The organism is Desulfosporosinus lacus DSM 15449, from assembly GCF_900129935.1.
Taxonomy (GTDB): Bacteria; Bacillota; Desulfitobacteriia; order Desulfitobacteriales; family Desulfitobacteriaceae; genus Desulfosporosinus; species Desulfosporosinus lacus.
In genome coordinates this window covers 1-23,585 of sequence record NZ_FQXJ01000022.1, presented here as the reverse complement: position 1 = coordinate 23,585, position 23,585 = coordinate 1, and the positions used below count along the sequence as shown (strand labels likewise).

The 23,585-nt window shown below is 42.1% G+C and carries 22 protein-coding genes and 4 pseudogenes; 8 read left to right on the top strand and 18 right to left on the bottom strand.

The window, feature by feature from the left end:
* Nucleotides 1-50: 50 nt before the first annotated feature.
* A complete protein-coding gene (locus BUB11_RS21965; RefSeq protein WP_073032283.1) occupies nt 51-494 on the bottom strand; it encodes a GNAT family N-acetyltransferase in 444 nt (147 codons plus the stop codon).
* 106 nt (nt 495-600) lie between these two features.
* Nucleotides 601-954 (bottom strand): hypothetical protein, encoded by a 354-nt coding sequence (locus BUB11_RS21960; protein ID WP_073032281.1) that lies wholly within the window; start codon nt 952-954, stop codon nt 601-603.
* A gap of 642 nt (nt 955-1,596) precedes the next feature.
* Between BUB11_RS21960 and BUB11_RS21955 the strand changes: the two genes are divergently transcribed.
* Complete coding sequence (locus tag BUB11_RS21955) at nt 1,597-4,494, top strand: cell wall-binding repeat-containing protein (protein WP_073032279.1); 2,898 nt, start codon at nt 1,597-1,599, stop codon at nt 4,492-4,494.
* Nucleotides 4,495-4,558: 64 nt separating this feature from the next.
* Here the strand turns inward: BUB11_RS21955 and BUB11_RS21950 are convergent, their stop codons facing one another.
* Both BUB11_RS21950 and BUB11_RS21945 read right to left on the bottom strand, forming a co-directional pair.
* On the bottom strand, nt 4,559-5,407 hold the full coding sequence (locus tag BUB11_RS21950) for an amidohydrolase family protein (protein ID WP_073032347.1): 849 nt from the start codon (nt 5,405-5,407) through the stop codon (nt 4,559-4,561).
* Nucleotides 5,408-5,570: 163 nt separating this feature from the next.
* Nucleotides 5,571-6,077: pseudogene (locus BUB11_RS21945) on the bottom strand (oxidoreductase); the annotation flags it as partial.
* A gap of 248 nt (nt 6,078-6,325) precedes the next feature.
* Here BUB11_RS21945 and BUB11_RS21940 point away from each other — a divergent pair.
* Complete coding sequence (locus tag BUB11_RS21940) at nt 6,326-6,694, top strand: cell wall-binding repeat-containing protein (RefSeq protein WP_073032276.1); 369 nt, start codon at nt 6,326-6,328, stop codon at nt 6,692-6,694.
* Between the two features lie 219 nt (nt 6,695-6,913).
* Here BUB11_RS21940 and BUB11_RS21935 read toward each other — a convergent pair whose 3' ends face one another.
* From BUB11_RS21935 to BUB11_RS21905, 6 genes are all read right to left on the bottom strand, one after another.
* A complete protein-coding gene (locus tag BUB11_RS21935) occupies nt 6,914-7,465 on the bottom strand; it encodes a DUF4256 domain-containing protein (RefSeq protein ID WP_143187690.1) in 552 nt (183 codons plus the stop codon).
* Between the two features lie 180 nt (nt 7,466-7,645).
* Nucleotides 7,646-7,888 carry a Rossmann-fold NAD(P)-binding domain-containing protein gene (locus tag BUB11_RS28500; RefSeq protein WP_242947656.1) on the bottom strand — a complete coding sequence of 81 codons (243 nt, stop codon included), beginning with the start codon at nt 7,886-7,888 and terminating at the stop codon, nt 7,646-7,648.
* 319 nt (nt 7,889-8,207) lie between these two features.
* Nucleotides 8,208-8,786, bottom strand: a complete 579-nt coding sequence (locus tag BUB11_RS21925) for a Uma2 family endonuclease (RefSeq protein ID WP_073032272.1) — start codon at nt 8,784-8,786, stop codon at nt 8,208-8,210.
* Nucleotides 8,787-9,326: 540 nt separating this feature from the next.
* Complete coding sequence (locus BUB11_RS21915) at nt 9,327-10,412, bottom strand: ABC transporter permease (RefSeq protein ID WP_073032268.1); 1,086 nt, start codon at nt 10,410-10,412, stop codon at nt 9,327-9,329.
* A gap of 89 nt (nt 10,413-10,501) precedes the next feature.
* Nucleotides 10,502-11,029: an Imm42 family immunity protein gene (locus BUB11_RS21910; RefSeq protein WP_073032266.1), complete on the bottom strand. Its 528-nt coding sequence runs from the start codon at nt 11,027-11,029 to the stop codon at nt 10,502-10,504.
* A gap of 199 nt (nt 11,030-11,228) precedes the next feature.
* Nucleotides 11,229-12,956, bottom strand: coding sequence for a sigma-70 family RNA polymerase sigma factor (locus BUB11_RS21905; RefSeq protein ID WP_073032264.1), 1,728 nt, complete (start codon nt 12,954-12,956; stop codon nt 11,229-11,231).
* Nucleotides 12,957-13,173: 217 nt separating this feature from the next.
* On the opposite strand from BUB11_RS21905, the gene BUB11_RS21900 reads away from it, so the two are divergent.
* Together BUB11_RS21900 and panB are read left to right on the top strand one after the other, a co-directional pair.
* The gene (locus tag BUB11_RS21900) at nt 13,174-15,339 is read left to right on the top strand and encodes an ATP-dependent helicase (protein WP_073032262.1); all 2,166 of its coding nucleotides are present in this window, start codon (nt 13,174-13,176) and stop codon (nt 15,337-15,339) included.
* Nucleotides 15,340-15,661: 322 nt separating this feature from the next.
* Nucleotides 15,662-16,498: a 3-methyl-2-oxobutanoate hydroxymethyltransferase gene (gene panB / locus BUB11_RS21895; RefSeq protein WP_073032260.1), complete on the top strand. Its 837-nt coding sequence runs from the start codon at nt 15,662-15,664 to the stop codon at nt 16,496-16,498.
* A 234-nt stretch (nt 16,499-16,732) separates the two neighbouring features.
* On the opposite strand, the gene BUB11_RS21890 is transcribed toward panB, so the two are convergent.
* From BUB11_RS21890 to BUB11_RS21875, 4 genes are all read right to left on the bottom strand, one after another.
* On the bottom strand, nt 16,733-16,975 hold the full coding sequence (locus BUB11_RS21890; RefSeq protein ID WP_427846328.1) for a DUF4829 domain-containing protein: 243 nt from the start codon (nt 16,973-16,975) through the stop codon (nt 16,733-16,735).
* Nucleotides 16,976-17,196: 221 nt separating this feature from the next.
* A complete protein-coding gene (locus BUB11_RS21885) occupies nt 17,197-17,577 on the bottom strand; it encodes a retropepsin-like aspartic protease (RefSeq protein WP_073032257.1) in 381 nt (126 codons plus the stop codon).
* Entirely contained in the window at nt 17,567-17,821 is a 255-nt protein-coding gene (locus BUB11_RS21880) for a hypothetical protein (RefSeq protein WP_073032256.1), read from the bottom strand. Before BUB11_RS21880 ends, BUB11_RS21885 begins: the two co-directional genes overlap by 11 nt.
* A gap of 48 nt (nt 17,822-17,869) precedes the next feature.
* On the bottom strand, nt 17,870-18,328 hold the full coding sequence (locus BUB11_RS21875; protein WP_242947654.1) for a nuclear transport factor 2 family protein: 459 nt from the start codon (nt 18,326-18,328) through the stop codon (nt 17,870-17,872).
* 71 nt (nt 18,329-18,399) lie between these two features.
* On the opposite strand from BUB11_RS21875, the gene BUB11_RS21870 reads away from it, so the two are divergent.
* Both BUB11_RS21870 and BUB11_RS21865 read left to right on the top strand, forming a co-directional pair.
* A complete protein-coding gene (locus tag BUB11_RS21870; protein WP_073032254.1) occupies nt 18,400-18,630 on the top strand; it encodes a hypothetical protein in 231 nt (76 codons plus the stop codon).
* Between the two features lie 5 nt (nt 18,631-18,635).
* Complete coding sequence (locus BUB11_RS21865; protein WP_073032252.1) at nt 18,636-19,211, top strand: GNAT family protein; 576 nt, start codon at nt 18,636-18,638, stop codon at nt 19,209-19,211.
* 165 nt (nt 19,212-19,376) lie between these two features.
* Here BUB11_RS21865 and BUB11_RS29130 read toward each other — a convergent pair.
* The 4 genes and pseudogenes from BUB11_RS29130 to BUB11_RS21845 form a co-directional block, all read right to left on the bottom strand.
* A pseudogene (locus tag BUB11_RS29130) lies at nt 19,377-19,946 on the bottom strand (DUF3102 domain-containing protein); the annotation flags it as partial.
* A 213-nt stretch (nt 19,947-20,159) separates the two neighbouring features.
* On the bottom strand, nt 20,160-21,077 hold the full coding sequence (locus BUB11_RS21855) for an Rpn family recombination-promoting nuclease/putative transposase (protein WP_073032251.1): 918 nt from the start codon (nt 21,075-21,077) through the stop codon (nt 20,160-20,162).
* A gap of 139 nt (nt 21,078-21,216) precedes the next feature.
* Nucleotides 21,217-21,426, bottom strand: a pseudogene (locus BUB11_RS21850) (hypothetical protein); the annotation flags it as partial.
* Between the two features lie 127 nt (nt 21,427-21,553).
* Nucleotides 21,554-21,925 (bottom strand): nuclear transport factor 2 family protein, encoded by a 372-nt coding sequence (locus BUB11_RS21845; protein WP_073032249.1) that lies wholly within the window; start codon nt 21,923-21,925, stop codon nt 21,554-21,556.
* A gap of 635 nt (nt 21,926-22,560) precedes the next feature.
* Between BUB11_RS21845 and BUB11_RS21840 the strand changes: the two are divergent.
* Both BUB11_RS21840 and BUB11_RS21830 read left to right on the top strand, forming a co-directional pair.
* Nucleotides 22,561-22,775 (top strand): annotated as a pseudogene (locus BUB11_RS21840) (DUF2922 domain-containing protein).
* A gap of 723 nt (nt 22,776-23,498) precedes the next feature.
* A partial coding sequence (locus tag BUB11_RS21830) for a DUF3102 domain-containing protein (protein ID WP_143187693.1) occupies nt 23,499-23,585 on the top strand: 87 nt, incomplete at its 3' end.

The following is a 23,585-nucleotide window of genomic DNA, read 5'->3' as shown; positions in this document are numbered from 1 at the left end:
CTTAACGAATGTTCTATTTGACAGATAAAATATAAAGAATGCATACAAACTTATATATTTTTATACATGAAGATATTGCTTTCTTTTATCCTAAATCCATTGTTTTTGTAAAATATTACACTTGGATATCCACGCTCAGTATTTAGAACCAAACATGAATAACCTTCCTTTTTGAGTTCAATACCTACAAAGTTCATTAACTTGCTACCGTAGCCATTTCTTTGGTGTTTTGAAGATATAAAAAATTCGTCAATAAAAAGTTCTTTAGCCGCCAAAAAGATATTTCTTCTTCCAAATAATCCTCCAACAATAAGACCGTTTTCATCACATATAACATAACAAATTGATATTGGGCTTATTGTTAAGTCTGAAATTCTCTGTCGAACACTTTCAGGATGCCAATCCTCTTTCCAAGGTTCTTGAGCATATGTATCAATATAAACACCAATAATTTCTTTAGTATCTTCAGGCTTAAATTTTCGCACTCTTTCCATTTATCTCCCCCAGACCAAATGCACTCTTCATGGCTAAGTCAAAAATAACAAACTTAATGATGACATAGTGAAGTCTATTACGGTTCAATTTGTCGTTTAATTTCTCCTAGTACAATCCTGTACCCGACATTCGTAAGACAATACGTGTTATTGGTTCTAATGCCTCTTCAAAAGTATCAAACTCCATTTTGCCAGTTACTTTTCCTCTCTCTTGATAATGGAAATACCATTTTCCGTTTTCCTCGTAGAAACGAATTCCATCAAAATATGAATTTCTGGTTAGGAACGTTCCGGTGGGAAAGCCATTTTGCCTAACATAATGTACGACCTCCTCAATGGACACATCAAACACCTCGGAGTAATTGCTATACACCATCGAGGAGACTCCCAATTGTTTGCAAGCATATTTAAGTGGATTTCCTGCTAATAGAATTTTTACTTGTACTTCTTTAGGATCCATTATTACTTCCCCTTACACCACCACCAAATTATCAGTGAGCGGATAATCTGGCATCCTATTTCTAATAACTCGTAAAACTGCAAACACTTTCTATAGCCTGAATTCTCCTTAATTCTGTAAAAACCCTGCCAACAACTGTACCTTTTTACAATATTCTTTAAATTATACTCTATCAGCACAGACCTTCTGCTGATAATCAATCTTGCATAACTTACACTGCGTAAACCATAACACTCAGCTCAGACAATTCTATGTGAAAAGGATTCCATGCATTGCTGACCGTTACTGAAGTAAGTAATCGTTCCCGTTCCCTCTTTGTTGCCTTGCCATATGTGAACTGGTTGCATATTTTACAAGTTGAAGGACTCTGTTCCTCACACGATGCAAATCGTTGAACGGAAATATTGGCTACCATTCAATTTGTTCTGGGTAGCGTCAATCAGTCAATTGCATCGGTATTATTTGATGAAACAAGATGGATTTAATTGGCATTTGAGCAGATTCCCATAAACAGGAATAGTCCTGTTGAACAGATGAATCCTCAAGGATTATTTTGCCAAAAGGAAATATCATTCGCTAAAACGAATTAACTCCTGTCCTACGGATCAAAAATAAGCTGCAATAGAAAGAGAGAGTGACTATTTGAAAAAGAATAAAGGATTCTTCGCACTCATGATCATTGTTTTTATGTTATCTTCACTATTTACTGAACAACCAGTCTATGGAGCTGCCAATAATTTCATCGCGGCATCCGGTGGCTCACAGTCTATGCTGGCTCTTAACTCAGACGGAACCGTCTGGGGTTGGGGAATCAATCAAAATGGACAAATCGGAGACGGCACTACAAATACAATACCCTATCGAGTAAAAGTTACAGGACTGGCAGATGTTAAAGCCATTGCTTCCGGTACCGCACATTCGGTTGCTCTTCAAAAGGACGGTGAAGTTTTTACCTGGGGTTCGAACTTTAGTGGTGAATTAGGAAACGGAACCCTTACCGAAAGCCATCTCCCTGTCCAAGTAACCGGTTTGTCAGACGTAAAAGCGGTTTCTGCCGGCACTTTATTTACTGTGGCATTAAAAAGTGACGGAACCGTCTGGGCCTGGGGAAATAATAGCAGTGGAGAGCTTGGCAATGGCACCACCAAATCTTCAATAACACCCGTACAAATTCCCAGTCTGGCGAATATTAGCGCTGTATCTGCCCAAGGAACTCATGCTCTTGCCCTCACTGATGACGGATCTGTTTGGAGATGGGGAGACACTATTTCTTCTCCTGAAAGAGTTGAAAGTCTCTCAGACATTGTTGCAGTATCTGCAGGATATGATCATTTCGCTGCCCTTAAAGCCGATGGTACCGTCTGGGCTTGGGGAGAAAACCGTAGCGGTCAATTAGGGGATGGAACGATAACTTCTCGAACTAGTCCGATTCAAGTTCCGGGGCTGACTGAGGTCAAAGCGATTTCTGCTGGAGTTCGTAACACAATCGCCTTACGCCAAGACGGTACGGTTTGGGTTTGGGGGATCGATTTCACTAAACCCATGGATCAGCCGACAGATCTAGGTTATCACCTAAATTTAACTCCTGTTAACGTTCCCAACCTAACCAATGTCCAAGGGATTGCCGCCGGTCCAAGCAGTTATCTCATCATAACCACTGAAGGCTCCATGTTAACCTGGGGTTTTAACCACGGGATTTTGGGAGATGGCACTGCCAATAACCGTACAACTCCCAGCCCTGTAGTGGACTCCCTTCTTCCTGACAATATGCGGCTTGCTGGTTATGACTTAATTGATACTTCTATAGCTATTTCTCAAAAAACCTTCCCTGTTACTCACAGCGCAGATGCCGTACTGTTAGCCACCGGTTATAATTTTCCGGATGCTTTAGCCGGAGCAAGCCTGGGAGTGCTGGAAAATGCTCCGCTCTTACTGGTCAACCCTTATACTGATAATCAGAAAACAATCACCGAGATAAGACGAGTTCTAAAACCTGGAGGCACAATCTATATCCTTGGTGGAACAGCAGTGGTATCTTCGGCTCTTGAAGCCAAGTTAAACGATAATTCCTATCATCCCTATAATATTAAGCGTCTGGCAGGTATTACCCACTACGGGACAGCTGCAGAGGTTGCTAAACAAGTCAAGCCTTCCGGAGGCGGAGAAGTCATCATTGCCACCGGCGAAAATTTTCCGGATGCTCTGTCAATCTCCCCTTATGCTTCTGCAAACGGTATTCCAATGATTCTCGTTGAGAAAAACAACCTCCCTGCCGAAAGTCTATCTTATCTTAAAGACGTCAAGCCGACGGAAGTCACCATTGTTGGCGGCGTAGGTGCGGTGAGTGCTGGGTTGGAGGCACAAATCCAGAACCTTTTCCCAGAGTCGAACATCCGACGTTTTGGCGGTTATGACCAGTATGAAACCTCAGCTATGATTGCTAAGGCACTATTCGGCGACTCAAGTCCTAATCTTTTTGTGGCAACCGGAACAAATTTTCCAGATGCCCTCTCCGGCTCAGTAATTGCCGGCTCGACCCAATCCCCTATCGTTTTAGTAAAACCCAACGAGATTCCTGAGAAAGTAAGCTTGATCTACCTCAACTCCCTTTCAAAGAAGACCGTCGTTGTCCTGGGTGGTACAAGCGTCGTTTCCGAGTCTGTCTTTAACACACTTAAGTCCAGACGCGTCCTCGATCCCGGTAATATTCAAAGTAACCTGCATAACTCCGGACTAGCTGCCGCAAGTAATGGATGGATATATTACCGGAGCGGTCAAAATAATTCTCTATTATATAAAATGAAACCTGATGGCTCAGAAGCAACTAAAGTTCTGGACGATAGTTCAGAACATCTGAGTGCCATAGGCGATTCCATTTACTTCTCAAATGTTGTTGGATTATACAAAAAGGTCCTAAGTGAGGACTCCCCTAAACCTAATCTTATTTCGTCTGCAGCTATGCCTTATGTCTTCGCGGACGCTAAACAAATATACTATGCCAATGACGGGGGCCTCTTCATCGACGGCGATGGCTTTATGGCTTCAAAGCAAATTTTGAATAATTCCAGAAACGTCTTTATAAACTCCGGTTATATCTATTATCAGATGGCATCAGCAATGGGTCCTAATCCAATTTACAGAGCAACTATGGATGGGACAGAAGAAACGTTGATCGTTGATGATAATGTAAAATCCTTTAGCATCAGTGACAATAAGCTTTTCTATATCACTTATAACAATGGAAAAATATACACCACAAATATCGACGGTACGGAAAAAAGGGAAGTTACCAGTGATGCTGCCGGAGCTTTAAATGTGCATAATAGCTGGATCTACTACAGCAATAAAACAGATGGGTACAAACTTTACAAAGTTAAACTTGATGGTACCGGTCGGACAAAAATCACGGATAAGGATGAAGTATCGGCTATAACGATTGTAGGTGATTGGGTGTTTTTCACAAGAGGATTATCTGTCATGTCAATGGATCCATCGGTATATATGATGAAACAAGATGGATCTGAGCTTCAAAAGATATAGCCTCACTTAAACTATTCAAGCCACCGTCCATGAACGGTGGCTTGTTGTTCTATGTAGCATTCTCTTACAAAATTTCATTAAGTTTGGGATAAACCCTAAGCACATTTCGATAAAATACAGCTTCGTGATACTCTTCAGGTATAACATGCTTGATAAATTCTACATAAGGCTTAATAGGTACAAGTGGCCAATCTGATCCAAATAGAACTTTATTATAGCAATTCGAAATGACTAAGGCTTGTTGTATATACTCGACGTAAAGCCTTTTATCTTTGATTTTCATCACGTGCTCTTTATTCCCTGCGATGAGTCCGGATAAGTCTGTGTAAACATTATGATTCTTGGCGGTGACCTCTGCTGCATCAATCATCCACGGGACGCCCATATGACAGATCACAAACGTAACGTCCTCTTGTTTTACAGCTAACTCATCAATGGTTAACGGATGGGAATATTTTAAAAGCCCTTTTGGGGATTGTGTATCCCCACAATGAATCGCCACGGGAACTTGGTATTTGCGAGCAAGCTCATAGATGGGATCATAAATCGAATCATACACGTAATATGGAAAATAACCGGGATAGAGTTTAATCCCTGTCACTCCCCTTTTTTTAAGTTCTCCTTCAATATAATCAAGTTCTTTATGATCTTCCTTAAGCCTTTCAGGATTGACGCCTATACAAGAAAGTAAACCTTCTACAGTCCCATCTGCCAAAACAAATTCATCCGGACTTCCCGAAGGTTGGTTGGGCTCCCGACTGGGCGTTGACATGATGATTCCAGCTACAACACCTGCTTGTTCAAACTCTTGTCTTAGCCCTTGAGCACTAAATTCTACTTGTGATATATTTTTCGCCGTTTCATTAAATCCAGGGCGACAAGAAAAATGCAAATGGGCATCAATGATTTTCAAAATACCATCCCCCATATTTGGTTTCCTATCTTAATTTTAAATCTATTTTCTTCATTATATCATATCCTCGTTTTGTTATTGGTCCTGTTTAAATTTCGCTAAAGCATCAGCTAAGGCTGTGTTCACAGGGATATTGGACTTTTGGTTTTGCAATACTTAATGCTCATCGCAATGTTTCGATTGCCTGTTTCGCCCATTGAGAATCCTGTTGTACCGCGCGACCGACGCCGATGAGGTCAGCTTTTTCTGCTAACAGCGATTTCTCAGCCGCTTGGGGGTCAGTAATGCCGCCAGTTAGAATGACTGGGATGGATACGACCTTTTTAATCGCTTCTGTCAGAGGGGAGAAATAGCCTTGCTCAGAACTCCCCGGAGATTTATAACCTAAGAAACTACCGGAAATATCGAGAATGGTGATGCCTGCTTTCTCGAATTCTTTAGCCGCTATCTGGCTATCTTCAATCGTGATGCCGCCTTCCTTATAATCGCAAGCCCCTAACCGTAAGAGTAGTGGGAAATCGTTGCCCACAACAGCTTTGACTGCTGCGATAATCTGCAGATGGAGGCGAAGGCGATTATGAATAGTTCCACCATACTCATCGGTTCGCTTGTTGCTCAAGGGGGAGAAAAATTGGTTAAGTAGGTAGCCGTGGGCAGAATGGATCTCCACTTTAGAAACTGGGAATCCCAAACTGATCCGTCTTTCAATCCAAAAGTTGAAATGGAGCAATTTATTAATTTTTTGGGCGAAGCCTATTTGTTAAAGAAATAGTTTTTAAGACCTTTTTAGGTCTTATTCTGACGAAAATGAAAAATCACCCTGGACACAGAGACAAAGAAAAAACCCGACACAGCCGACAGACCTAAAATTCCTCCCGCTACCATAGCCCTGATCAAAAGGATTCATAGGAAAATCCGTTGCTTTCTCTCGAGAAAATTCATGAAAAGCTGGTAAACCTCGGCATTGCTGGCACTCCCGCCCAAATTACAATTGAAAAATATATCCCCAAGTCACTAGGTTTTCCAAGCGAAAAGCGAATTCCGTCTTGGAAAACCTTTCCAGTTACTCACAGCGCAGATGCCGTACTGTTAGCCACCGGTTATAATTTTCCGGATGCTTTAGCCGGAGCAAGCCTCGGAGTGCTGGATAATGCTCCGCTTTTACTGGTCAACCCTTATACTGATAATCAGAAAACAATCACCGAGATAAGACGAGTTCTCGAACCTGGAGGCACAAATCCAAGACCTTTTCCCAGAGGCAAACATCCGACGTTTTGGAGGTTATGACCAGTATGAAACCTCGGCTATGATTGCTAAGGCACTATTCGGTGACTCAAGTCCTAATCTTTTTGCAACATTTAAACTGTTGCCAGTAGCTGTAAAATAAAGTTCAGGCCGCCTCCAAACAACGAGGCGGCCTGATTTGTTCCTTGCCAAACGTTAAACTTCAAGGGCTCTGTTCCTCACAGCGCTGCTACCTATCTATTTCTTCCGGGTACTCCAAATTCAGACCCTCAACAAGCCACGGAACCCTCTTGCGGCATAGTATGATTCTGCACCGTTGTGATACACGAAGACATTGCCGTAACGGAAATCCGCAAAGATGGCACCACCGAGCTTTCTAATATCAGAAGGCGTTCTTATCCAACTCGATGTCTTAGTGTCGTACTTTCCATGTTTCTGAAAGTTCCGGTATTCTTCCTCTGTTAAAAGCTCGATGCCCATAGCAGCAGCCATATCAATAACGTTGTTTTTTGGTCTATTTTCTTTCCTTGACTCCAAAGCCTCATGGTCATAACAAAGGCTTCTGCGGCCTTTAGGACTTTCTTCAGAACAATCATAAAAAATGTATTGGCCGGTCTTTGTATCACGACCAAGAACATCCGGTTCACCGCCTGTTCTTTCCATTTCATTGAGCGACCATAGTTTTTCTGAATTATCTTCTATCTTTGCTTGTACTTTAGCCCATTCAATTCCTTCATGACGATTCATGTTTTTCTCAAAACGTACTTTTAAAGTTCCGAGTAGTTCTTCACGTTTTTCCGGTGATAAATCCATTTTATTTCTCCTTATCATAAAAATACTTTCCTATTATATATTCCATTTATGGGTCCATTTCAATCAAAAAGGAGTTGATGCTCATTCTATATAACCTCTACGTTGCAACAATTCTTTAGTTTCATTCCAGAGTTTATTTTGCATTGTAATATCTCTGCCAGGGTATGCAGGAATAATAGACTAGCCAGTTCCAACATTAAAATAGTCGCCGGTCACTCCTTGATATTGTGACTCCACAACTAAACGAATAATAATCTCAGCTCCTTTACGTGGATCTCCGATATGCAAAAATTTCAAAATTCGTTCTAGAGCAGAAGCAAACCAGAGCTCACGTCCGAGACCGGTCACATTAAACCCTGGATTTAATGCATTAACAGTGACTCCCGTTCCAGACAATTGAAGTGCCAGTTCTCCAGTAAACATAATATTCAGGAGTTTAGTTTTCCCGTATAGCGCAGAGGAACCTCTTGTAGTTTAATCTCTTTTCCAATCCGCCGGACATCTTCCATTAATGACAGGTCTCCGTAAAAAAAGAACCTCTGTCTTTGGCGCAACATCGTTTAGCATTTTTTTGGTCGTTTCTGCCCTCTGCTTACTCAGGCGATGTCCAAAAACATCAAAAAGTACGAACTGCACATCCATCAATAGTAGAAAGCCAAGAATCCAAACGTTTTAGAAGAGCAGTTTACCACTTATGGGTAAGCTGCTCTTCTTTTTTTGTTTATATATTTACTCTTTTTTCTTATATAGAAGGGAACACCGCACTCAGATCTACCGTTAAATCTGGAAATATTGATACGGTAATTTTTTCCTCTTCTGTGTAGATTTCTGGCCTGCCATACCTATCGTTGCTTTGCAATAAGAATACACTTACAAGCTTACCTTCTGGCTCTACAATCCAGTATTCTACCACTCCAGCTTTCTCATACTGATTAAACTTGGTAACCCTGTCATGTTTTATCGAGGATGGAGAAATTATTTCAATTATCAAGTCAGGTATACCTTTACAGCCTTGTTTATCAATTTTAGATTTATCACATACAATGGTAATGTCAGGCTCAAAAACATTCTTTATGTCTTCATCTCTCTTTTCGTCACCCTTAGGTAACCTAACAGAGAATGGTGCTGCATAAACTTTACAAGGTTTTCCCTTTAAGTAGACTGAAATCTGAGTAGATAAATTCATTGATATCTCCTGATGCTCCGGTGAAGGGGTTGCATGCATATAGGGAACACCATCAATAATTTCTACTCTTTCATCTTCAGGCCAAGCTAGGTAGTCTGCATACGTGTATTGTCTTTCTTCTTGGGGTACTGGCATAATAACACTCTCCTTTATTCAGGATAACTTTGTTCTGCATATAGTTACAAAACTTATATAATCATTAACTGTGACTCACTAGCCACGGAAGCCAGACATTTATCAATTGGACGATACCATTATACCATGAACAGGTAAATATTTCCGTAAGTAAGAAGACCAGAACTACACACGGCGGTCGGCATATTTACCACAATGGCAACTAACAGCAATATACACCTGTTGCATTGAAGAATCAACCCTTCTTAAGAGTCACTATAAAAAATTGAATAATCCCACCAAGCTCATATATTTCATTTGGAAAGTTAATTTGTGTCGAAGAACTGCTCTGCAAAGCGCCTGGCCTCCAAAAAACACAGACGGAAAAATTGCGCTTAGTTATTTGAGATAAGTAAAGTAATGGAGGCTTTCGCATCAACACGCGAAAGCCTCCATTACTTAAGCGGTAAAACATATAACGCAGGAATTATAGTTTCCCTTTATTAACTGGAACCAAGTAAAGCTGTACTCTTACGCGGCTCCTCGAGGATTGTGGGCAACTTAATAGCGCATCCATTTCCACATCTCGGCTACACTGGCTGATTTTCCATACATTAGCATCCCTACTCGAAATAATTTAGCGGCAGCTTTAATCACCAATAATGTCGTCACTAATAAGATGATTGCCGCAACAACAAGTTCCCAGGTAGGAACCTCCGCTAAACCAAGTCGCAGTATAGTAATGGTCGGGCTGGTTAAAGGGAAAAAGGTACCTATTTGAGCCGCCAGACCATTGGGGTTCGAAATCACCGGACCAACAAATATAAATCCCAGCATGGGTAACATAAAGACCATGCCTTGGGTATTACTGGCACTTTGCATATCGGTCATAGTTGAACCAATGCCCACAAAAAGCGCAGCAAATAGCAGATAACCCGTTAAGGCAAAGAATATCAAGATTGGTAATTGACCCAGAGAAATCATTGCCAAGATGGGCATATCCAGAAAATACCAAGCTGCCGACAATCCAATAGAAAGCCAAAGCGCCAGTTGGAAAATTCCCAAGAGAAAGTGACCGATAATCTTTCCTTGCATTAAGTTATCCGAGCTTACCGAGGAAAGGATGATCTCTGCCATTCGATTCTGTTTCTCTTGTAAGGCACTTTGCAAAAGCATGGCGCCTGACGTGAAAATCAAAAACAGAACGATTCCTGCTAGGGCTATTGATACACCAATTCGGTTGGGTTGATCTCCACTGCTCTCACCACCGATTTGAACTGATGACAGAAGGGCGGTCGAGGTTAAGTAGGCGACCTGCTCCCGTTCTATTCCTATTTCTTGAACCCTTAATCCTTGTAATAAATTACTTAATAAACCTTGTAGCTCCTTAAACATGACTCTTTTTTCAGCACTGTGAACTTGAACTTGACCTGTTTTTAGAAAGGCTTGGTTCAAGACAAAATATCCCGCGGCTTCTTCTTCTAAGACTAATTCATCTAATTTTGCTTGTTCCCCTTGATACAGCACAAACTCAAGATTTGTATCCGGTGCTACTTTCGCTAATTGCCCGAACTCAGAGATTTCATCAATGACATAAAAAACTTCCTGTTGAGGCTTATAGCCAGTCTTTCCAGTCGGATATGGCAATTATTCGGTAAAGTAGTAAAGCCCTCGTTTATTTCCGTAACAAGGGAGCCGCGGGTACGGCCGATGATACAGAACTTTTAACTCACGTTTTACGGTTGTTTCATAAGTTCTAAATCATATATATTGTCAAGTTGCTTGTAAGTTTCACAAATTACCCTATCGAATTCTCCCTTGTTGATGTAAGCCTCATTGATCCCTCTAAGTCCTTGGCTAATACCTTCTCTAAAGACAATTCGTGACTGATTCTTATCCTCTACCAAAAAGACTTTACTTTCATCAAAAATGTCGACACGCGGAACTATATCGAAACGTGCCCACATTTCCTGAAGTCCGACCTCTTCGTACTCGGAATCTTTGTAACCGTATAGAACATCATTTAATCTATTAAATAACTCGAACTTACTCAAGTGAAACAGTTCCTCATGTATTCGTTTTCCATTATCACGAATCATATTGTGTAGATGGAACATTACATCCCTCAATGAAGTGCCTAGCTCATAATCACCTATTTGCTTGCCTTTAATAAAATAACAAATTCCTCCAAACATCCATACGCCACCATAATCCGAAGCTAATTCGTATTCAATTGCAAATTCCGATTTGTCACCTATAATCATAAATCCTCCAACTTAAACAATACTTATATAATGCATTTATTTACCCCCAAAACCCTGGCTTTAATTCAATCCTCTCGTGAATCCGCTCTTATGACGCCAGCCCGGCAGATTGTCTAACGAAACCGTTAGCCCGAATTAGAGATTATAAGAAATAACCACATGGGCGGCTCGATCTACTGGTGTCGCCTTCTCTAAAGTTTTATTCTGCCCGCGTCAATTTTCCGGGGATTTTGAGCAATTCAGCCTTTTCCAGCTGCCCGCCGCAGGTATAATAGTAACCATTGACCTGCCAATCGAGCATGTATTTCACACCCGCTAAATCGATCTTGGTGAGTCCTCCGGTTGCTTTCCTGCCGTCAAACTCAAGTTCTACGGGTTCTTGGCTAGCATTTGGAGGTAGATTGGTATGCGGAACCGGCCCTTGGGTAACAATCAACAGCGGGTTCTGCTCACCGAGGACGAAATACATACTGAGCAGAGCACCTTTACCCTCTTTTACTTCAATCCATTGGTGTTTGATCTTATAATTCTGACCAGGCAAAAAATAGGGTACTTGATCAAAACGCTCTGCTGCCTCAGTCAGAGTTATATCCTGAGGAAGATTGAGGACTTGAGTGTTCTCCTCCTCAATAGTTACCCCTTCAGGAAGATCCAGTTCAAACAGGGAATCAGGCAGTCCCTGATTGAGGCGAAGCTCCCTCACTTCCCGGCGGTTTACCAGCTCTCCTTTGACATTATAATATTCCGTTCGTATCGGCATCCAGGTTTCTTTGTCCATCCAGTGATGAGTATTCATTTCCCCCAGCCCGGGAACTTCTTCACTGAATTGCACATGAAGAACCGGCCGACCTTGCAGGTATTCCGTACCTAAGATCCGGCTGGATTTATTCTCGGCCATGGCCTTGAGGCTGTCCGGAAAATTAAAGTTGCCGCGTTCTCTGTACTCCTGGCTTAAGATGAGTTTTCTGACTTGGCGCTTATCGGCAAGCCAACTCAGCATCATTCCGTCTTTCATAATGACCGTTATGGGCCCGGTTGCCCCACTGTCCCCGTCTGTCCGATAGCAATCAGGCTTCTTGAACCAGATATGGGAGGTCATGGTCGTCGGTTTTCCCTGCTCAAAGGACGTAGCATCCACGATTTCCTCGTAATCCTCTGTTTTCTCTATCACCGCCTGCACCTTATCCTTAATCTCGGCCACAGAAAGAGTTATTTTACCGGTCAGGGAATGCAAGAATGTCAAAAAGTCTTTCTGCTTTTTCATCTCCTGTTGCCATGCAGGGTTTTGCGACAGTTCTTGTTCAAAGGCCTTTCTGTCCGCTGCTTCCATGGTTCCTTCCAAATAGTCGCAAATTCGGTCCTTTATATCTGATGACTCTAGCATCATGTCTACTCGCTCCTTTGGCTTTTTTCTATAATCTTTCAGGGTCTCCTGCAGACGGACCCGGGCCCGAAATAACCGGGACTTGACTGTTCCCAATGGAAGATTGTATTCTTCCGCAGCTTCCCGTAAATTCAATCCTCTTAGATCAATGTCAAGCAGGATTTGCTGTTGTTCCAGAGGAAGCCTTTTAATCGCCTGCCCCATTTCCAACCTCAGCGTGACAGCCTCCTCGACAGGCAGTTCCCCGGTGTTCAGCAGTTCAGCTGTTATCCCCGGCATTACCCTGCTGCTGAAACGCAGCAACAGGTACACTTCATTGGTTAATATCCGCCGCCACCAACCGGTAAAAGCAACCTCATCTTTTAAGCCAGACAGGTTATTAAAAACCTTCAGCATCGTGTTTTGTACGGCGTCCTGGGCCAGATCTTTATCTCTCAGCAGGCAGAAAGCCTGTTTGGAAGCCTGGGGATAGATTTCCCGGATTAATTCTTCCCAAGAGTCAAGGTCACCCTGCCGAGCCCTCCCAATCAGATCTTTTTTCACGCTTTGATCCTCACCTCAACTATTTCAATTTGAAATGCATTTCAGTACTTAGGATTCACAATGGGGTTAAAAAGTTCCACTGTTTTAAAAAAATAACAAAGTAATGTATAATAAAAATAGCAAACGCACGTTCGATGGTCAAGCTTAATCTTGGATGCTTGCCCTGGTTAAACAAACCTATTATTGAATTTAGTTGAAGAAAGTGGTGACTAACAGGATGAGTGACATCTTGGCGGGACTTAATGAACAGCAGCGACAAGCAGTAACTGCCACGGAAGGCTTCATACGCGTAATTGCGGGTGCTGGGTCGGGTAAGACCCGCGCACTGTCGCATCGGTTTGCCTATCTTGTCAATGAGATTGGCATTATGCCGTCCAACATCCTCTGCGTCACATTTACCAATAAATCAGCCCATGAGATGAAGCATCGCATCCGCCGGCTCTGTGGCGACAACGATACCGGCTATATCAGCACGTTTCACAGCTTCTGTGTGACTGTTTTGCAGGAGGACATCAACGCTGTCCACTATCCGAAAAGCTTTCTTGTCCTTGACAATTCTGATATCAACGACATGCTGAAGATCATTTATGAAGAACGCGGCCTCACCTTGCGGCATATGACCTTCTCTAAAGCGAGAGACATGATCGAAATCCGCAAGTTGTTTAAAGATCCGGAGTACTACAAATTTATGGTCTCTCTTTCCCTTGAAGAGCTGCACCTCAAGTATCTGAATGCCGCAGAAGCGGAGGACATCATCTTCTGGGGATACCTGTATCAGGAAAAAAAATGTTTCGGCCTGGACTACAACGACCTGATTAAATATGTACTTCACATCTTCAGCGTGGACGAAAGTGTCCGGCTGAAGTGGCAGCAGCGGCTGGAATACATCATGATCGACGAGTATCAAGATATTGACGAGCTGCAGTATCGGCTGATGAAGGTGCTGTGTGATTATCACAAAAACCTTTTTATCGTAGGCGACCCGGATCAGACGATCTACACCTGGCGCGGTGCCAAGCTGAAATATTTACTGGACTTTGACCAGGAATTCCCCCAGGTCCGCACCATCATGATGATGGAGAATTATCGCTCGACACCGCAGATTCTCGCTGCAGCTAATTCTTTAATCGGAAACAACAAAAACCGCATCAACAAGGTCTTGCTTCCTATGTTGCCGGGCGGGGCTCCGGTTGTTTACCATCATGCCAAAACAGCGGAGGAGGAGGCCAAATGGATCGCCCTTCACATCCAGGAACTGGTTGCTCAGGGCGTAAAGCTGAGCGACGTGACAATCCTCTATCGCGCCCATTTCATCTCCCGTACGCTGGAGGAAGTATTTCTGAAAGAAAAGCTCCCCTACACCATCTATAGCGGTGTACAATTTTTTGGCCGGATGGAGATCAAGGATACTCTCTCTTATCTCCGGCTGATTGTCTATAAGGACGATCTGTCCTTCCTGCGGGTTGCTAACGTGCCTAAACGCAATATCGGCCTGCGGCGCATGAAATTTTTGAAAGATTATGCCGCCCAAAATCAATGCTCCCTTTACAGCGCTCTCGAAAGAACCATCGACCAGGAAATTTTTAAGGGCACGAAGGCCAAGGGGTTTCTCGATTTAATCGAGAGTTTTTCCGCAGGTTATCAGAATGTGCCGATTTCCGACTTGTTCAATTCGCTCCTTGACCAAAGCGGCTATGAGGCAATGCTCCGGACGGAAGGAAGTCAGGAGCGGCTGGACAATTTGGCAGAGCTCAAACAATCGGTTTATGAATACGAGACCACAAGCGGAGAGGAAAACACCTTAGAAAACTATTTGTCTCATATAGGGCTGCTGACCAATACTGATACAGCTGCCAACAAAAATACGGTTAAACTGATGACCATCCATACAGCAAAGGGCCTGGAGTTTCCCTATGTCTTTCTTTGCGGTCTTGGGGAAGGCGTGTTCCCCTCTAAAAAGACCGCGACGCTTGAAGCCATGGAAGAAGAGCGGCGGCTGGCCTTTGTTGCCTTCACCCGTGCGGAAAAAGCTTTGTACCTGACTGATGCGGAAGGACGGAACTTGGACGGCTCCTATCGGTATCCCTCCCGTTTCATTTTCAATGTAGACAAGGACCTGCTTGTTTACACGGCAGAACTTGATGAAGGTCTGGTCAAGGAATCAAATTGGCATATCGGCAGCAGCGAGAAGCTAATAGAAGCGAAGTCTTCTGAGTTTACTTTTCGACCCGGCGACCGTATCGTACACGGCATCATGGGCGCCGGCGAAGTCATCGGAATCAACCGTGAGAAAGCTGCCTACTTAATTAAGTTCGACGACCTTGAGACCGTGAGGAACATAAGCCTGAGAGCCAAAATCGAAGCGGAAAACGGGAGGAATTAACTAAAAACTAAACGGCAGCCAATTAGACAAGATACCTCTGCCCTGTCAGAGATTCCACCGTCGTCCGACTCTGAGACTACCAATAGATCAAATCCGAAAGGCTTACTCTAGCCACCTTAGATGTGATCTGATATACTTAATTTGGGCAGTATCATTAGAACTGCACCTCTTCATAGGAATCATTTAAATACTGCCTGTATCCATCGCGGACCGGGACAGAGGGATAAAACAATTCTATGTTTGAAAAGTCCCTTCTGCTAAAGGGACTTTTTTTGATGCCAAGCTTGTTTTGTCACCTCTCCTGAAAAAAGGAGGAAAAACAATGAAATCCACCAAAGACTTCTGGGAACTGAAAAATCAGAGCAAGAAAATTGTAATGGTTACAGCCTACGATTATCCCTCAGCCAAGCAGGTTGAGCAAGCTCAGGCGGACGTGATTCTTGTTGGTGACTCTCTGGGCAATGTTGTGCTGGGTTATGACTCAACAATTTATGTAACAATGGAAGATATGCTTCATCACGCTAAAGCGGTCAGACGCGGGGCTCCCAATACCTTCATCGTCGTAGATATGCCATTTATGAGCTATCACCTTTCAGTCAGAGATACACTTTTAAACGGTGCAAGGCTTATTCAGGAAACAGGAGCTAATGCAGTGAAAGTGGAAGGGGCTGATGAAGTACTCCCGCATATAAAAGCACTTGTCAAAGCAGGTATACCTGTGGTATCCCATCTGGGGCTTACGCCGCAATCCGCTGCTGTTCTCGGCGGATTTAAAGTGCAGGGCAAAGATGCCGAAGCCGCCAAGAAAATGTTAGAAGATGTAAAACGCTGCCAGGAAGCAGGAGCCTTTGCAATTGTTCTTGAATGTATTCCTCAACAGCTTGCCCAGGAAATATCAACGTCCTTATCAATTCCTACTATCGGAATCGGGGCAGGTGTCCATACCGACGGACAAGTTCTTGTTTACCATGACATTCTCACTTATGGCGTGAATCGAGTTCCCAAATTTGTCAAATCCTATGCAAATTCGGATGAACTAATGACTGAGGGCTTACGGACATATGTAAGTGAAGTAAGAAACAAGCTTTTCCCTGGCGACCAGCACAGTTATACGCTGAAAGAAGAAGAATTAAAAACTCTTTACGGAGGCAGGCAATAACATTTACCTCTCCCTAAATTAATTCAATTACTCCTTCATTTTTTATATCTGCGAATATCTAAATGCCCATCCTTTTGTTATCTTCCTCCGGTCTTACCTATATGTGAGCCGGTTGCATATTAACAATCTCTGGGTATAATCTAAGAAAAGGGCTGACGTGTTGCCAGCACGCCAGCCCGGCAGTGCCTCAACCATTGAGATCACCCTGCCACCCCCCCTGACTATTCACAGGGTTCAGGCCGCCTCTAAAAACGAGGCGGCCTGATTTGTTCCTAGCCAAAGGTTAAACTCCAGGGGCTCTGTTCCTTCACTATCAATCCTCCAACTGCTTTTATCCGATTCCTTTTTTAGAATAATAAATCTGGTTTGCTTCCCGCTGTTAGAGGTTATGTCTTTTTTAAATTTAAAATCTATTGTTGCTGCATACTCCACAGCCCCCTTTGGATTACCCAAGCCGCTTACTTCTCGTAAACTAATAAATTTTGCTGATTTTACATTCTCTTCACTGATTCTTTTTGTTGAGTTGAGTTATGCTCTAAAAAAACATACCATCTGGCATAGACATTAATATGTGGGTCCAAGTTAAGGTACAGTTGGTCTTTTCATGAACGTCATCATTATGTGGGTTAAGATTCCTCTTTCGATATAATCAGATTGCTCCAAAGGAAAGGTACATTATAAAAAAATATCCTGCAACATCAAATTTGCAGGTACATGTTTAACTTTTCTAGATCAATGATAAACCCAGCATTTAGCAGCATATCCAATCCTAAAAGTCCATTAATATCTTCGTAAATGTAGCTTGTAAAATCCAAGGAACAATTATTAAGGCAATATTCTCCGACCTCAACTTTGTCCACTTTCTTTACAAAAGAATGTTCTTTCCCCCCTATGCCATAAGAGGTAACAATTTCATCCTCACCACTTACTAGTATACCTATTTCATCAACACAATCTTGGGTTAACAGAGAATGTGAGGCACCTGTATCTATTACAACATTGCTTATTTGCTTCGTTTTCCCTCTATATGTAATTTTAATATTAGTAAAAAGCAATCCATTTCTATATTCAATGCGCATTCCTTAATGCTCTCCTCAATCCAATTCTCGTTCTCAACTTTATCACTGCTACTTCATTTGCAGTATGATAAATCAAAACATTATCCTTAGATTCCAAAAGCTCACGCGTTGCTTTATCATCCGCTATAGGCCCAATTACGGCTATTTCATCCACATACTCCTTGTCATTTTCAATATGTGATTTCAAGACTTCAAACTTTACAAACTGATTGGGATAAATATTTCTTACCTCATTCCACTTCATATAAAAACACCTTCCCAAAATTTAGTATAAATTAGTATATCATAAAAATCAGAGCTTCAATAGCCAACATCCAGGCCAGCATAAATGAGGGTTGTGGTTATTCTGAGCTCGGGTGTCATGATGAAAGACCATTTGCCACCTGCCATCGAGGAACTTCCAAATTGAACTGCGCAATGAATTCCTCATTTCTTCTCTAGATTCATTGGTCTTAACTGCCCGATAGGTAGCTAGTACCACATCCGGCGCTAAGACTTTCACTTGAAAATCCTCAATAATCACTGGAGCTGCAGGAGAATGAGGTAATTCCTCGACAACTTGTAATTTATCTAATGTGCGCCTGGAAACTCCAAATTCAACAAAGTCGTCAGCTAGAAGCAATGAAATTTCCTCTCTAGAGCCACGAATTATTGTGACCGCAAATATATTCCGACCAATAGAGAAATTGTCGAAGTCAAACATAGCATCATAGCCTATTATGACATTCCGGTATATTAATACTACATCCATATGACTATCTCCTTCTAAGTTGGTAAAACTAACCATACAGTATTGAAACAGCATTTGGAAGGTGATATGATATGGACAAGAAGATCGGTATTGATACAGAGATCAAGGCAAATAAAGTAATTAAATTCTTTAGAGGAGGGAATAGACATATGCATGCCGTAAAAGCAAGTCCTATAAAAGCAACTGTCATAGAAGGTCATTACGCTCAAGATGTGATAAAAGAGCTGATGAGTAAGCCCTCTCCTAATGCTATTATTAAAAATAAAAGGGCTTCAGATCTAGTTAAAAAATTAAGGAAGTAAATTTGATGTTGCAAAATATATATAATTTGCAAGACATGATTAAATTGGTTGATTTGTCTAAAGGTTATAGATTGAGTGATTTTGTTTGTGAATTTGAAGAGTATAACGAATTTTTAAGAGATGAAGCATTGGGATTGCAGGAAGCTGAAATTTCAAAACTTCATCTCTTAATTAATAAAGAAAACGCTGATGTTATTGCATTTATGTCGCTGTCGACTGACTCAATCAAGCTTTCTAATTCAGAAAAAGATGTACATAAGATTGGGTTTGTTAATTTTGAAGCAATACCTTCAGTGAAGATTGGTAAGTTAGCCGTTGATATAAATTATAAAAAGAAATATAAGGGCATCGGATCTATAATGGTTGAATTAGCTAGAGGTATAACTGAGGATTTGAGGGAAATCGGAGTTGCATGCCGATTTATTACTGTAGACGCAGATACTAAGAACAATCCTAGTGTTGTTGACTTCTACTTAAAACAAGGATTTAAACTTAATGAGAAATATAAAAGAGACAACACAAGTATGAGATTAGATATTTTCTCAGATATTGAAAATTTAGAAGAGACCGGTACAAAATAGCTTGGCAAATAAGATCTTCGAGAAATCGGGGGTCTTTGCTCGTTCCCAAAAACAGTCATATCCACATTCACAAATTTGCTCATATCTCATATCTCTGGTCATTTTCAGGGTTTCGTCGTTCAAGTCTGCATTTCTTGCTTGCCTGCTCCACGTCTCGTCCTTAAGTCACACATTCAAACGATCGTAAACTTTATTCTTATAAGTGATATACGCCTCCTTGTCATTGGGGGCGATTTGGAGCAGCTCATGCTTTACTTCCTTAATGGTTTTATCCAAGTTTTCACAGAGGAAGGCGATATGGTTGGCCCTGACCTTGAGCGACGTATTAATGAAGTTCGTTTTCATCCTTGACGTTCTCCAATTGGACCTTTAGATTGGCAAGCTCCGTAGTAGCTCGGTGATGATACCTCTTTGGTCTTCCACTGATTTCTGGAGGTCTGCATTCTCCTGCAGGGCCTGGTCTTTTTCTTGCCGGGTCTGCGTCCGTTCATTGACCGCTTGCCTGAGTTCCTGTTTGGTCATTCCCTCGATATCCATATCAAGGATGAATTGCGCCCGTTCCTCCTTTGGGATCCCTAAAAGAAGTACTGCCTGGCTGTAGTTCAAATTCGGATCCGGATCCGAATTTGAGGAAGTAAGCTGTTCGGCTCCGTACTCTTTGAAGATACGCATCAGTTTATTGGCCCTGCTCTGGGAGAAATCCACCGTCTCCTCCAGCCACTTGCCCCACTCTCCAATATGGAATCAGGTCCTTGTCCTCGCCAGTTATAATCCCAATTCCTCAATTGTGACGTTATCACTTATGCCACCCGAAATTTATACTTTCTAACTGGCACAAAAAAAATCGCCCCACACTTTTATAGTGTAGGGGATAGCTTTTTCTGATTCGACAGGCACCGGTGTTCCTAGGGCCGCCTATAGGGGGCAGCCCCCCCTCGATCAGTAGTCTCAATCTTTTAGGACTTTAACTTCGTCTTCCGTCATACCTGTTGCTTTAGCCACCTTAGAAATCTCCATTCCCAAGTCCAGAAGATTCTTCGCAACTTCTGCCTTTCCTTCTGCTCTACCTTCTGCCCTACCTTCTGCCCTACCTTCTGCCATTCCCTTCTGGATTGCTTCCCTCAAACGGAGTTCTGCTTCTCTGACGGCCGCCTTCTCATCTAAAACTGCCTTGCGTCTCGCAAAGTACTCTTCTCTCACATTGGGATCATCACTTGATTTTTCCCAAGCAGCTATGGCCTGGTGCAAAATGGGATCTTGCATTGCAATCTCCTCCAGTGTTTTTAAAATTTCCTGATTTTCTGAACCCTCCAGAAGCAATAACCATCGAACTAAACCATTCTCCCAAGGGCTAACCTCTCTTCGTCGCCACTTGGAGACCAATTTTGGCAATTCCATGAAGTGCATTTCTAAGGCTTCCGTAAGTTGGAATCTCTCTTCGTCTTCGTAAAGATGAAATACACTGTGGTAGTTCTTCGTCTGATTCAAATAGTTAAAATCTAAAATGTTGATTGTGACCGCCTTCGCCAGTTCCTTGTAGGCCATCCCTTCACGCATCTGCCTGGAGTACATTTGCGCCCAATAATACAGCGAGCGTTTCTCTATGTCGTATTGATTGCTTAATTGGATTTCTATGTTAATCTGCATTCCTTCAATCGTCACAGCACGAACATCAAGAATAGACTTCTTATCGTCATGGTATTCTTTGTTCAATTCCGGATTCTTAATCGTTATTCCTTCAATCCTACTTTTCTGTGGCAACATCAGCGCAGCATTAAGAAATGCAATGAGAATTGCTTCATTCCCCTCTTTGCCGAAAATAAGCTTAAAGGCGTAATCGATCTTAAGATTGATAAGCTCTTTCACATTTCTCTCCGTCCTAACTCACACTTCATGGTACCCTGATATTATAATTAGAGTCGGCCATTAAGCTCGCACCTATAGCCATATTATACCATAGGCATTAAGGCCTTTAAACTAGTAATTAGATATTCCCAGCAACCCGTTGAACCTGACTGAGGTCAACATTATCTGTCACACCAAAATAATGAAAGGGACTGAGCAATTTCCGTTCTATGGCTTCCCATAAGCGGATTTCAGCAGCAACCCTGCCCTGGAAATAAGTATAGATGCTTCGTCCGTCCGCTCTCTCAGGCGTTGCCATCAGTCCGAGTAACACCTTCGGTTTATAATACTCTAAAAGTTCTTGGTAGGACCATCATGGAGCCAAAGTTGAGATCCTGCTCAAATGATATGTGTTCAGCAGAAACGATAAATTCTATTAACCCATTCTTATTTCGAAGCATTACATGCAATTCATATTTTCCGTTTGTTTTATATATTCAGAACTCCATTGTTCTGGTTCCTTGATGAAAGACCATTTGCCACCTTCCATCGATGAACTTCCAAATTGAACTGCGCAATGAATTCCTCATTTCTTCTCTAGATTCATTGGATTTAACTGCCCGATAGGTAGCTAGTACCACATCCGGCGCTAAGACTTTCACTTGAAAATCCTCAATAATCACTGGAACTGCAGGAGAATGAGGTAATTCCTCAACAACTTGTAATTTGTCGAATGTGCGCCCGGAAACTCCAAACTCAACAAAGTCGTCAGCTAGAAGCAATGAAATTTCCTCTCTAGATCCACGAATCTCAGGTTGTAACAGCCTATCTTCTAGATTATAAATTTGTTCGAAGAGTGATGATTCCATTTTCAATGTCCACCTTTCATCATGAAAAAAACTAATATAGTTTCTCCGCGTAGGATTTAGCCAATTGCTGATCTTCCGTGAGAAGTTTGGCCGAAGGCCCCCAAACGGCAGCCAATTAGAACATCTTCTGGCTATCATCAAGGCCTTAAAGACGACTTAAGAAAGGCAAGCAAAAAAGAACTGACTGTATTTTTTTACCTTCCTTCAGTTTTTACCCTATGTGAGCTGGTTGCATATTTTACAATCCATGGGTATAATATTATAAAAGGACTGACGTGTTGGAAGCACGCCAGCCCGGCAGGTTGTCTAACCAAACGGTTAGCCCGAATTAGAGGTTATAAGAAATAGCCGCCATCCTGGCCGGGGGCGGTTATTTCATCTTTATGATCATAACAACGAGTGTAGCAAATGCAATCATTAAATACATCGCCTCAACCATTGAGATCATCCGACCACCCCCTTTCTAAAAGGGTGTGGCTAACCGTCCCACGACAACCTGTTACAAGTATTATAGCATAATCTTCCAGACAAAAGGATGAAACTTATCCCTGACTATTCCAGGGTTCAGGCCGCCTCATTGAAACGAGGCGGCCTGATTTCTTTCCTTTAAACAACTAGTTTCTTTTCAATCAAAGATTTCTTCAGTTGGTAGTAGAAGGTCAACGTTTACAACTGCCGGCGGCAATACGTTTTCCATCACCATCCCTGATCCGAGGGAAGACCTGGATAAGGCTGAAGCCGAGGCTGTTATGGACACGATCATTCAGAAGAATGTATTCCTTACGTCCAGCGATGAGCTGACCGGAAAGCGGGATATAAGGTTGTTGGAACCACGACCAACGACTTATAAGACCCGCCGCAAGCTTAGGTGGAACAAAAAAAGAAAGGCGGCCTCTTGGCCGCCACTTCTCGCCTAACTTAACTATAATTCCTCATAAATATGCCCATTCTGCCTGAGATAATCATACAGGGGAAGTGCAAATTTATAAACATCATCCGGAGTTCTAACTATAAAAGACAGTCCACATACCTCACTTCAAATTTTAAATTTAAACTTTTATAACATTATCTCACTGGTTGTGATGTCACCCAATGTTTCCCATAAACCTTGTTCTTTCCGAATGTGGACGATTCACAATGCCAAGATTTATTTACATAGAAGGGACTTGAGAAATAAAGGATTGTTACAATGGGTAATCCAAAATATCCCATAGATAAATTCCCTGCCTTTTTAATCATCATCAAATTTAAAAAGCAAAAGAGTACCACTCGCAAGTTGGTCACTCTTTTGCTTTGATACACTTATAAGAACTCAGATTAATGCTTTCCACCAATCCGCGTTTGCTGTAATTTTCTACAATTGGACATGCGTTCATCCCCTTGGAATTGGCTGATTGCCGCACTAAATGCGATCAATTTGTTATGGGTACACCAAATTAAGACGATTATCCATAGTGACTTTGAAAATCAGCAAGGGGCATCAATAGGCCATCTGTATGGTCTAAAATCTTCACCTTCCCTGGCCCGGCCACATATTTTATAAATAAAGTTATAAAAAGGACGGGCAGACAACATGAATAACTCAATTGCTGAACGCACGCCGCTCGTTATCGCGGCTGAAATCAACACCATTAAGCAACAAACTTCCAAAGTCCTGCTT